This window comes from Pseudomonas sp. NFACC10-1 (assembly GCF_900119195.1).
In the GTDB taxonomy this organism is placed as follows: Bacteria; Pseudomonadota; Gammaproteobacteria; order Pseudomonadales; family Pseudomonadaceae; genus Aquipseudomonas; species Aquipseudomonas cerasi.
In genome coordinates this window covers 533,342-544,865 of record NZ_FPJB01000003.1, presented here as the reverse complement: position 1 = coordinate 544,865, position 11,524 = coordinate 533,342, and the positions used below count along the sequence as shown (strand labels likewise).

General features: G+C 60.4%; 12 protein-coding genes. 6 read left to right on the top strand and 6 right to left on the bottom strand.

The window, feature by feature from the left end:
- The first annotated feature begins 4 nt into the window (after positions 1-4).
- From dapE to BT119_RS11135, 5 genes are all read left to right on the top strand, one after another.
- Entirely contained in the window at positions 5-1,156 is a 1,152-nt protein-coding gene (dapE, locus tag BT119_RS11155) for a succinyl-diaminopimelate desuccinylase (protein WP_003433402.1), read from the top strand.
- Positions 1,156-1,965 carry a putative RNA methyltransferase gene (locus BT119_RS11150; protein WP_003433405.1) on the top strand — a complete coding sequence of 270 codons (810 nt, stop codon included), beginning with the start codon at positions 1,156-1,158 and terminating at the stop codon, positions 1,963-1,965. Before dapE ends, BT119_RS11150 begins: the two co-directional genes overlap by 1 nt.
- Positions 1,966-1,984: 19 nt before the next feature.
- Complete coding sequence (locus tag BT119_RS11145) at positions 1,985-2,362, top strand: hypothetical protein (RefSeq protein ID WP_003433406.1); 378 nt, start codon at positions 1,985-1,987, stop codon at positions 2,360-2,362.
- 177 nt (positions 2,363-2,539) lie between these two features.
- Positions 2,540-5,041 (top strand): glycerol-3-phosphate 1-O-acyltransferase PlsB, encoded by a 2,502-nt coding sequence (gene plsB / locus BT119_RS11140; RefSeq protein WP_072365674.1) that lies wholly within the window; start codon positions 2,540-2,542, stop codon positions 5,039-5,041.
- A 317-nt stretch (positions 5,042-5,358) separates the two neighbouring features.
- Complete coding sequence (locus BT119_RS11135; RefSeq protein WP_003364891.1) at positions 5,359-6,048, top strand: DUF4197 domain-containing protein; 690 nt, start codon at positions 5,359-5,361, stop codon at positions 6,046-6,048.
- A gap of 71 nt (positions 6,049-6,119) precedes the next feature.
- Here BT119_RS11135 and BT119_RS11130 read toward each other — a convergent pair whose 3' ends face one another.
- Positions 6,120-6,929: a class I SAM-dependent methyltransferase gene (locus BT119_RS11130; RefSeq protein ID WP_003364894.1), complete on the bottom strand. Its 810-nt coding sequence runs from the start codon at positions 6,927-6,929 to the stop codon at positions 6,120-6,122.
- A gap of 96 nt (positions 6,930-7,025) precedes the next feature.
- Between BT119_RS11130 and BT119_RS11125 the strand changes: the two genes are divergently transcribed.
- Complete coding sequence (locus BT119_RS11125) at positions 7,026-7,649, top strand: hypothetical protein (RefSeq protein ID WP_003364895.1); 624 nt, start codon at positions 7,026-7,028, stop codon at positions 7,647-7,649.
- A gap of 8 nt (positions 7,650-7,657) precedes the next feature.
- Here the strand turns inward: BT119_RS11125 and BT119_RS11120 are convergent, their stop codons facing one another.
- The 5 genes from BT119_RS11120 to adk form a co-directional block, all read right to left on the bottom strand.
- Positions 7,658-8,347, bottom strand: coding sequence for an extensin-like domain-containing protein (locus tag BT119_RS11120; protein ID WP_072365672.1), 690 nt, complete (start codon positions 8,345-8,347; stop codon positions 7,658-7,660).
- A 133-nt stretch (positions 8,348-8,480) separates the two neighbouring features.
- The gene (locus BT119_RS11115) at positions 8,481-9,344 is read right to left on the bottom strand and encodes a DUF72 domain-containing protein (protein ID WP_083553784.1); all 864 of its coding nucleotides are present in this window, start codon (positions 9,342-9,344) and stop codon (positions 8,481-8,483) included.
- Between the two features lie 2 nt (positions 9,345-9,346).
- Positions 9,347-9,658, bottom strand: a complete 312-nt coding sequence (locus BT119_RS11110; protein ID WP_003364898.1) for a hypothetical protein — start codon at positions 9,656-9,658, stop codon at positions 9,347-9,349.
- A 243-nt stretch (positions 9,659-9,901) separates the two neighbouring features.
- Positions 9,902-10,576, bottom strand: a complete 675-nt coding sequence (gene tsaB / locus BT119_RS11105; RefSeq protein ID WP_060708772.1) for a tRNA (adenosine(37)-N6)-threonylcarbamoyltransferase complex dimerization subunit type 1 TsaB — start codon at positions 10,574-10,576, stop codon at positions 9,902-9,904.
- A 92-nt stretch (positions 10,577-10,668) separates the two neighbouring features.
- Complete coding sequence (adk, locus tag BT119_RS11100; RefSeq protein WP_003364903.1) at positions 10,669-11,316, bottom strand: adenylate kinase; 648 nt, start codon at positions 11,314-11,316, stop codon at positions 10,669-10,671.
- Positions 11,317-11,524: the final 208 nt, after the last annotated feature.

Below are 11,524 nucleotides of genomic sequence, written 5' to 3'. Positions count from 1 at the left end.
GTACATGACGGCCCCAGCCGACCTCTCGCCCACCCTCCAACTCGCCTGCGATCTGATCCGCCGTCCTTCAGTGACGCCGGTCGATGCCGATTGCCAGACCGTGATGATGCAGCGCCTGGGCGATGCCGGCTTCAAGCTGGAGCCAATGCGTATCGAAGACGTCGACAACTTCTGGGCCACCCACGGCACCACCGACGGCCCGGTGCTGTGTTTCGCCGGTCATACCGACGTGGTTCCGACCGGTCCGCTGCAGAACTGGCAGAACGATCCGTTCGATGCGTTGATCGACGAGCACGGCATGCTCTGCGGGCGCGGCGCGGCAGACATGAAAGGCAGTCTGGCGGCCATGCTGGTGGCGGCCGAGCGCTTTGTCGCCGATCATCCTGATCATAAGGGCTCGGTGGCATTTCTGATCACCAGCGACGAAGAAGGCCCGGCGCATCACGGCACCAAGGCTGTCGTAGAGCGCCTCGCGGCCCGTAACGAGCGTCTGGACTGGTGCATCGTCGGTGAGCCTTCGAGCACCACACTGGTCGGCGATGTGGTCAAGAACGGTCGACGCGGCTCGCTGGGGGCCACGCTGACGGTGCGCGGCAAGCAAGGCCATGTGGCTTACCCGCATCTGGCGAAGAACCCGATTCATCTGGCCGCGCCGGCCCTGGCCGAACTGGCCGCCGAGCACTGGGACCATGGCAACGATTTCTTCCCGCCGACCAGCTTCCAGATCTCCAACCTGAACGCTGGCACCGGCGCCACCAACGTCATCCCGGGCGATCTGGTGGCGGTCTTCAACTTCCGCTTTTCCACCGAATCTACCGTCGAAGGCTTGCAGCAGCGCGTTGCCGACATCCTCGACAAGCATGAACTGGACTGGCACGTGGACTGGGCATTGTCCGGCCTGCCATTCCTGACCGAGCCGGGCGCGTTGCTGGACGCCGTGTCCTCAAGCATCAAAAGCGTCACGGGCCGTGACACCAAAGCCTCGACCAGCGGCGGAACCTCCGATGGTCGCTTCATTGCCACCCTCGGCACCCAGGTGGTCGAGCTGGGGCCGGTCAACGCGACGATCCACCAGGTCAACGAACGTATTCTGGCCAGCGATCTGGATGTGCTGACCGAGATCTACTACCAGACCCTGGTCAAGTTGCTCGCCTGATGCTGACCTGCCCGATCTGCTCAGCGCCGCTCAGCACTGCCGACAACGGCGTTGTGTGCCCGGCCAATCATCGCTTCGACCGCGCCCGTCAGGGTTATCTGAACCTGTTGCCGGTGCAGCACAAGAACAGCCGCGACCCTGGCGACAATCAGGCCATGGTCGAGGCGCGACGCGACTTTCTCAACGCCGGGCACTACGCTCCGGTAGCCCGACGTCTGGCTGAACTGGCCGCCGAGCGATCCCCCGCGCATTGGTTGGACATCGGCTGTGGCGAAGGTTATTACACCGCGCAGATTGCCGAAGCCTTGCCTCATGCCGATGGCTATGCGCTGGACATCTCCCGTGAAGCGGTCAAGCGCGCCTGCCGTCGTGACCCAACGCTGACCTGGATGGTCGCCAGCATGGCGCGTGTGCCACTTCCGGATGCCAGTTGCCAGTTTCTGGCCAGCGTGTTCAGCCCGCTGGACTGGCAGGAAGCCAAACGCCTGCTGACCCCAGGCGGCGGACTGATGCGGGTCGGCCCGACCAATGAGCATCTGATGGAGCTGCGTCAGCGGCTCTATGATGAAGTGCGCGATTATGCCGATGACAAGCACCTGTCGCTGGTGCCGCAAGGCATGCAGCTGCAACACAGCGAAACCCTGCGCTACACGCTGAAGCTGATCGACGGCCAGTCCCGCGCCGATCTGCTGGCCATGACACCGCACGGCTGGCGCGCCAGCGCCGAACGTCGGGCAGCGGTCATCGAGCAACCAGGACCTTTCAAGGTCACCGTTTCCATGCGCTACGATTATTTCGTGCTGCAATAAGCATTCAACAGAGGCCCCCATGCGCCAACCCGATATCGAGATTTACCTGAAAGACGAAGACGTCGATCACAAGGCCATTGCCCAATGGCTCGGCGACGCGCTGGGCTCCTGCAGCGAATGGAAGCAGAAAGGCCAGACCTGGAAATGCACAGCGGGCACTGTGGCCGTCACCTGGCTGCCCAAAGCGGTCGGCAAATGGAACAGCCTGCACCTGGACAGCGATCAGACCCCGTGGGAAGACGACATCGCCTGCGCCCGCGCTGCATTCAAGGCCTTGAACGTTGAGGTACGTTGCGCCCCGGGCACCTGGGTTGAAGAAGAAAGCGACGAGACTGCCGATCGCTGGATACGCGTGAGTGCCGACGGCGAAGAAGAGATAACCTGGCGAACCTCGTAGGATTTTTCGCTGCGACGTTGCCGATACGTGCCGTCGTGAGGTGAACCCGGCTCGGTACGCGGTCATTCAGACTTGATCCGTTCAGCCGGCATACGGCGCTTTTGCCGATCGCTGCGGGATACGTCACACTGGCGCCCATCCAGGGCAATCGCCCGCCCCTCACTCAGCAGAAGCCGTATGACCCGTTCTCCATTCCGTCGTCTTGTGTTCGGCACCCTGCGCCGGTTGTTGTATCTCTGGGTTCGCTCGGAAACCATCAATCAATCGTCTTTCACGCTGAATCTGGACCGCAGTCGCCCGGTGTTCTATGCACTGCAATCGCCGTCGATCAGCGATCTGGCAGTGATCGACACAGAATGCCGCAAGGCCGGTCTGCCTCGTCCGGTGCTGTCGGTGGCGGTCGGTAACCTGATTGAGCCCGCCGCATTCTTTTACCTGACCCCCTCCCCTGACTGGCTCGGTCGCCAGGACAAGCGCGGTGCGCCCCCGACGCTGGAGCGTGTGGTTGCAGCCATCAGCCAGAACCCCGGCGAAGACGCGCAGATCATCCCGGTCAGCGTGTTCTGGGGCCAGTCACCTGACCGCGAGTCCAGTGCCTGGAAGCTGCTGTTTGCCGACAGCTGGGCGGTGACCGGTCGCTTACGCCGTCTGGTCAGCATCCTGATTCTGGGCCGCAAGACCCGCGTGCAGTTTTCTGCGCCGATTCACATGCGCGAACTGGTGGGTGAAAACAAGGGTTACGAACTGACGCTGCGCATGACTCAACGTCTGCTGCGCGTGCATTTTCGCAACCTGAAAAGCGCCGTGATCGGCCCGGACGTTTCGCACCGGCGCACGGTGGTCAAGGGTCTGCTGGATGAGCCACTGGTCAAGCAGGCGATCATCGAAGAGGCCGAGCGTGAACACATCACCCAGGAAAAGGCGCGGGAACGGGCACTGAGCTACGGCAACGAGATCGCCTCGGACTACACCTATTCGGTGATCCGCTTCATGGAAGTGGTCCTCATCTGGTTCTGGAACAAGATCTACGATGGCATCAAGGTCAGCCACATCGAAGGCGTTCAGGAAGTCGCGCCGGGACATGAGGTCATTTATGTACCTTGCCACCGCAGCCATATCGATTATCTGCTGCTGTCTTACCTGCTGTTTCGCAACGGCCTCACGCCGCCGCACATCGCCGCCGGCATCAACCTGAATATGCCTGTGGTCGGCAGCCTGCTGCGACGTGGCGGGGCATTTTTCATGCGCCGCACGTTCAAGGGCAACCCGCTGTATACGGCGGTGTTCACCGAGTACCTGCACACGCTGTTCATCAAGGGCTTTCCGGTCGAATACTTTGTCGAAGGCGGCCGTTCGCGCACCGGGCGCATGCTGCAACCGAAAACCGGCATGCTCGCCATCACTCTGCGCAGCTTCCTGCGCAACTCGCGGATGCCCATCGTCTTCATTCCGGTGTACATCGGCTACGAGCGTGTTCTGGAGGGCCGCACCTACCTGGGCGAGCTGCGCGGGGCAACCAAGAAGAAAGAGTCGATCTTCGATATCTTCAAAGTCATTGGCGCGCTGAAAAAGCGCTTCGGCCAGGTCTCGGTGAACTTCGGTGCGCCCATCAAACTGGCCGAGTTCCTCGATGGCGAGCAACCGGACTGGCGCGAACAGCAACTGGACCCGCAATTTCGCCCCGAATGGCTGAGCGAGACCACGCACCGCCTGGGTGAGCGTGTGGCCCAGCACCTGAACGAAGCCGCTGCCGTCAACCCGATGAACCTGGTTGCCGTGGCGTTACTGTCGACGCAAAGGCTGGCGCTGGACGATCAGGCCATGGAGCGGGTTCTCGACCTGTACCTGACCCTGCTACGCGCCGTTCCGTACTCCCCGCACACGACGCTGCCCGAAGGCGACGGCCGCTCGCTGATCGAGCATGTCAAAGGCATGGACCTGCTCGCCGAGCAAAAAGACGCGCTGGGCAAAATTCTGTACCTGAACGAACAGAATGCGGTGTTGATGACCTACTACCGCAACAACGTTCTGCACATCTTTGCCCTGCCGTCGCTGCTGGCGAGCTTTTTCCAGAGCTCGTCGCGCATGACCCGCGATCAGATCCTGCGCTACACACGTGCGCTGTACCCGTTCCTGCAATCGGAGCTGTTCATTCGCTGGCCGCTGAACGAACTGGATGAGGTGGTCGATCAATGGCTCGCTGCGTTCGTGGAACAAGGTCTGTTGCGCTTCAAAAAGGACGCCTACGTGCGCCCCGAGCCCAGCTCGCGCGAGTTCGTCTTGCTGACCCTGTTGTCGCGCGCCATCGCCCAGACCCTGCAGCGCTTCTACATGGCGATCGCCTTGTTGCTCAACAGCGGGCAGAACACGCTGAGTCCCGAACAGCTCGAGGACCTGTGCACGGTCATGGCCCAGCGCCTGTCGATTCTGCACGGCCTCAATGCGCCGGAGTTTTTCGACAAGAGCCTGTTCCGGCACTTCATCCAGACCCTGCTGGACCTGGGCGTGCTGCGCAAGGACAGTGCTGGCAAGCTGAGCTATCACCCGATGCTGGGCGAACTGGCGGAAGGAGCGGCCAAGCGCGTATTGCCTGCCGAAATCCGTCTTTCGATACGGCAAGTGGCCTTGCACAGCAATGAAGAGGAGCAGGACGTGGGAAGCGATCAAGAGCCAGCGTAGGGCTTTTCCGTAATCTGGCAGGGATCTTTAGACGAGTATTTTGTGCTGTCTGGCCCCTGCCAGGGTTGGGTGTGTACCAATGACTGGTGCCTATCAACTCAGGCAGCCTGCTGATCCGTTCAACACTGAATGCTCCCTTCAACGGTGCGCCTCGGCGCGCCGTTGTCGTTTCACAAAGCTTCATCCCCTCGACATCGATTGACGTCCATCGCTAACGGGTGCAAGTGCCTGTCGCGACTTCCTGATACGCTTGCTCACGCACCGCACCACTATCGCCCCGGGTTCAGGTCAGAACCCACTTCAACAAGGACGCTCTCATGCTTCGTTTTTCGTTCTCCCTGGCCGGCCTGTGCGCTGGCCTTCTGCTGTCGGCCAACGTTTTCGCTCTGTCGTTGAGCGACCTCTCGCAATCGGACGCAACCGGTGGACTCAAGGATGCCCTGACTCAGGGCGCACAGGTCGCCGTCAAACAGCTCGGCGTTCCCGGTGGTTTCAGCAAAAATGAAGAGGTGCGCATCGAGCTGCCGGGCAAACTCGGCCAGATCGCGAAGAAGATGAAAATGCTGGGCATGGGCACTCAGGTCGATCAGCTGGAAACCAGCATGAACCAGGCCGCCGAAGCCGCCGTGCCTCAAGCTCAGGCACTGCTTGTGGATGCAGTGAAAAAGATGAGCGTAACCGACGCCAAGGCCATTCTCAGCGGCGGCAAGGACTCGGCCACCCAGTACCTGAGCAGCACCAGCCGCGAGCAGATCCGCGCCAGGTTCCTGCCTATCGTCAAGAAGTCCACCGATCAGGTGGGTCTGGCCCAGAAGTACAATGCCTTTGCCGGCAAAGCGGCGGCGCTTGGTGCGCTTGACAGCAAAAGTGCCAACCTTGAAGGCTACGTGACCGAACAAGCGCTGAACGGGCTGTTCGAAATGATCGCCAAACAGGAAGAAAGCATCCGCGCCAACCCTGCTGCTGCCGCTACGGGCCTGGCGAAGAAGGTATTTGGCGCGCTTTGAGTACAAGGTCTGCCCCTGTATTCACGGGCGCCTCTGCGTTTGACTCGGGCCCGGGCCGTTGAGAACAGGCGCTATGCACCGCTTTCCTCTGCGGCTGCCTTGGGCTTCAAGGCCTTCTTCGGGTAAATGTCGTAGCGGCTGGATTTGCCGTCCAGCGCATAACCTGGCTTGAGGCCGTCGATGCAGGGGGCCTTGCGCGGGCGTTTGACCACCACGCGGTGGGTGGCAAGCGCCAGTGCTGCCTCAAGCAACGCAGGCGCGTCCATGTCATCACCGACCAGTGGCCGGAACAGACGCATTTCCTTTTTCACCAGTGCGGTCTTTTCCCGGTGCGGAAACATCGGGTCCAGGTAGATCACCTGAGGCGGCTCCCCTGTCCAGGCGCGGATGATATCGATCGAGTTGCCGGTCAACAGGCGCATCCGGGCGATGATAGAACCGACATCACGATCACCGCGCCCACGGGCCAGACCGTCTTCCAGCAATGCAGCGATGATCGGCTGACGCTCGATCAGGCTCATGTCGCAACCGAGACTCGCGAGCACGAACGCATCCTTGCCAAGGCCTGCCGTTGCGTCCAGCACGCTGGGGCGAATGCCTGGCTGAATACCGACCGCTTTGGCAATCATCTGCCCGGTCCCGCCACCGAACAGCCGCCGGTGAGCGACTGCGCCCTCGACAAAGTCGACACGTACAGCGCCCGGTGCATCATCGCCCAACTGCTGCAATTGCAGCCCGTCGTCAGTCAGTTGCAGTGCAAAATCAGCGTGCGCATCGCTCAAGGGCAGGCCCAGGCGCTGCGCCCATTGCGCCGCCTGCTCCTGCTCGCCAACGGCCAGGGCTTCGACCCGGATACGACTGCCTGCTTGCTGCTCAATCATTGCGTCTACACACTCAAAAATTGTTAATGATCGGCAAAGTCTGCCGATAACCAAGTATCCGGCATTTTGCCAGACCCAAGGCCAGTACTGATCGCTATGTCAGAGATTGTTCAATCATCCATCGGCTATTTGTCGCACTCAGGCGACTTTAGCGTACGCAACAGCCGCACACTGGGTGGTGTGACACAGCTGTGGTCGGATGCATTTGCCCGGGCGATGGCGGATCAGGTCAGTGAAAGCGCTTCAGTACCCGTACACCCGACGGCTGTTGAGGTGGATGTAGAAACAGGCGAGCCGGTCGCTGGCGCCAAAACCCTGAGCAAGATCGTCGAGCAACGTACCTGTCCGGTCACCGATACCGAGGTCAAGCCTCCAGAGCCGCTGTTCCTGCCGATTGCCGAGTTTGACCTTGATCTGCTGCCTCCGCCTGCAGAGCCGTTCAGCATGGCTGAAATGATCGAACAGCAACGCCATCTGGAGTTCGAGAGCCACTGGGTACGCCCTACCGTTCTGAACCCTTATGACGATAGCGTCAAACCAGGCCCAGGCCCGCAGCCACGCCCGCTGCATCTGCCGATTGCCGAATTCGAATGGGAACTGGCCGACAAGCCTGCCCAACCTCTGGATGAGCAGACCATCGCCGCCCAACAGCGCCAGTTCGACTACGAGAACGGCTGGGCACGTCCGCTGATCCTGCAGAACCTGCGCATGGCGGCATAAGCCCGAACTTACCTGCACACCGACCAGCGCCCCATGTCGACGTGAAAATGATCGCGATGCGCAGCGTTGTACTCAGGCCCGAGCACCGTGCTGAAGTTTTTGCAGGCACCGTCACGTAACAGCCTCAGAAAACGCCCCTTTTCCCCCTCGTCGCCCCAATCCTTGAGAACAACAATGCGCTGACCGTCTGCCAGGCGAAAACCTGCCATGTCCAGCGCATTGGCCGTGGCGTGCTGGCTGAGCCGAGCATTGGCGCGGTTGTAGATGTTGCGGCAGGCAAAGCTGCCCAAATGATCGATCCGCGCTACCCGCTGGCCGAAAACGGCCTGAGCGGCGGGTTGCAACGTGTGAATATCAAACAGCGCATAGGCGACCGCCAACGGGCAACTGGCCAGAAAGCTGCTGCTCAGCGCCACGTCGCCACCCTGAATGCGCAGGGTATTTTCCAGGGGGCAACGGGCAGAAGGATCACTGTCGGCCTGGCGACTGAAACGCAACCCTGACGAACTCAGCACCTGATCGCACAGCGCGGGATCATTTTGCAGTCGCGACAGCTTGTAAGACGTCAGAAAGTTGGGCTCGGCCCGCACATCCAACGGCGTCCACGGGTTCCAGCGCTCGGGTACATCGACCCAACCGCGCCAGACGGCGAACGCCCCCATTGCACAGAGCAGCAGGAATACCAGCAGCACGCGCATGCTTAACCCTTGACCCGCGCAACGGGTGCGAATCGAACAGAAAATCTGTGAACAGGGACAAAACAGCGCAGTTGCGAATCCATAAGCGGGCTCTCCACAAGGTCGGACTCTGTCAGCCCACACCTGGAAGACCTCAGAGCAAGCCCAACTGTTCCACCTGAGGCCCGCGATCCAGTTCGAACAATGCCGGCAGGCCAGGCAATCGCGCCATCAGTTGCTGATGAAAGCGCATGGCCTGTTCGGCAGCCCTGATGTTGTCCGGGGTGTGCAGGAAGACATAAGGCGTGCGCCCCTCTTCGATCCACACGGCGACCTTTTCCACCCACTGCACCAAAAACTGATCATTGGCCTCCAGGTCAGGACCGCCGATGAAACGGACCTGAGGAAACAGGGTCAGCGCGGCCGGACGAGGTGGCACCTTGGGTTTTTTCGATTGGGCGTGCAGGACTGCGGGATCGCTTGAGACGCAGCTGAACAACGCGCGGGAATCGAGACAGATGCGCTCGACGCCTCGGTCCAGCAACAGGCGATTGAGCATGCGCTCTTCATCACCCTTCAGGAAAAACGCCATATTGCGCACTTCTACGGCAAGCGGCACGTTGAGTTCGTCGAGAAAGCCGGCCAGCTCGGCCAGACGCTGCGGCGTGAAGCTGGCGGGCAACTGCAGCCAGAACGGCGCTATCCGCCCGCCCAGAGGCGCAAGTAACCGGATGAATTCCTCAGCGGCGCCGACCTGCTCACGAAGGTCGCCGTTATGACTGATGTCTTTATGGAATTTGGCGGTGAAACGAAAATCGTCGGGCATCGTTTCTGCCCAGCGCTGCACCGTAATGGCGGCGGGACGGGCGTAGAAAGTGGTGTTACCTTCGACAGCGTTGAATACCTGAGTGTAAAGATTCAGGAAATCATTGGGGCGGGCATCTTCGGGGTACAACGAATCGCGCCAGGCATTTTCACTCCATGACGGACAACCAACGTAGTAAGGCAGACGGGACACAATCAAACGTGCAGATCGAGCCCCGATACTTCAAGGTCCCAATCGACAAAACTGGCAGTGGCCATATAACTGGCCAGCGCGTGGGCGACACGAGAGCTCATGGAGCGCGGGAAAATGATGTCTTGCGGACGCGCAGGCACGTTGGCAGTGCTGCCAATCGGCGAATCACCCGTTTCACGGCGAGCGCGCGCTGGGGGCGGCGGCAACTCGGCATCAACTACGACTTCCTCAAAAGACCCTTCGACGGTCGAAGGCGTTTTCTGCGGCTTTCGCTTGATGGGATACGAGCGTGATGAGGTTCCGTCTATGCGCATCGATTATGTACTCGGCGTCGATAGTGGCAATTTAGCGTTACTGCCTTGTAGTTCGCAAATTGCGTAACGATAACTAGACCACATATCTTGCAACTTGTTATCGCCAAATGAGATTAAAGACCATTCAGACGATAAACGGTAGATGGCAAACTGATATTTTTAAATACTGGCTGGGCGGTTGGCGAGTATTGAAAGACACCTGCATGGAATGCGGCAGGCTGTTGTGCAAGCCCCGTCCTTGCGTCAACGCGCCTTCGGCGTAGCCACCTTGTCACGCAGGTAAACCGGCTGAGCGTCATCCGCAGGCAGGGCTTCGCCGCGGTGCCAGGCAAAGGTTGCCAGCGTCAACAGATCCTGCGCGTGCGGCAGCATGGCTGCATCATGGCCTGTCAGACTGAGCGGAATACGCTCTGCATAGCCCCAGCCCGTACCGGCGCCAAACCACTGCCCGCTGGCGTGCGCAGGCAGCGCGGCAAATTCGGGCGCCATCACAGCCTCTTCGCCCAACAGGCGCATTTCCCCGGCGGCCTCGTGATAGCAACCCCAGTACACCTCGTCCATGCGCGCATCGATAGCCGATGCCACCTGCGACACGCCGTGTTCGCGCAAGGCGCGCTGCGCCAGCACGGCGAGGTTCGACACGGGCAGCACCGGACGCTCAAGGGCAAATGCCAGGCCTTGCACGACGCCGATGGCAATACGCACGCCGGTAAACGCGCCGGGACCGCGCCCGAAAGCGATGGCGTCCAGCGCCGACATGGCAATGCCCGCCTCGGCCATCAGGCTTTTGATCATGGGCAGCAGCCGCTGGGCATGCAGGCGCGGGATCACCTCGTAGTGGCTCAGCACCTTGCCGTCATGCAGCAAAGCGACCGAGCAGGCTTCAGTGGCGGTGTCCAGGGCCAGCAAGGTGGTCATCGGTGTTTCCGTCGTGGTCAATGTGAAAAAGTGCAGCAGTATAAATGACAAATGGCCCGCAAGCGGGCCATTTATTGTTCAGACCGAGAGCCTTACTTCAGGGCTTCCAGTACTTTTGCAGTGATGTCCTCAACCGAACCGACGCCCGGAATATGGCTGCACTTGGGCTTGCCGTTCTTCGCTTCCAGCTTGCTGTAGAACTCGACCAGCGGCTTGGTCTGGGCGTGGTACACCGACAGGCGATGACGCACGGTCTCTTCGACGTCGTCCTTGCGCTGCAGCAGTGGTTCGCCGGTCACATCATCAATGCCTTCAACCTTCGGCGGATTGAAGATGGTGTGGTAGATGCGCCCGGAACCTTCGTGAACCCGGCGGCCGGACATGCGCTTGACGATTTCTTCGTCATCGACGGCGATTTCCAGCACATGGTCGATTTCCAGACCGGCTTTCAACAGGGCTTCGGCCTGTGGAATGGTGCGCGGAAAGCCATCGAACAGCACGCCGTTCGCGCAGTCCGGCTGGGCCAGACGGTCCTTGATCAGGCCGATGATCAGGTCATCGGAAACCAGACCGCCCGAGTCCATGACGCTTTTGGCCTTCAGGCCCAGCTCGGTTTCAGCCTTGACTGCAGCGCGCAGCATGTCGCCTGTCGAAACCTGCGGGATGCCGAACTTTTCAGTGATGAATTTTGCCTGAGTACCTTTACCGGCCCCGGGAGCTCCCAGCAGAATCACGCGCATCGTCATGCTCCTCAAATTTTTTATAGTGAAATCATCGGATTCGCCTCGGGGGCCAATCTAAAAAATGAATCAGGCCAATAGGCCGAAAGGCTGATCAAGATACACAGCAGACCGAGGCCGCACAAGCCGCCGAAAGTCGCAGTAAGCGCAGGCGTACCGCCTTGTCAGCCTTGATTTCAGAGTGATATGACCTGTATCAAGGTTTACG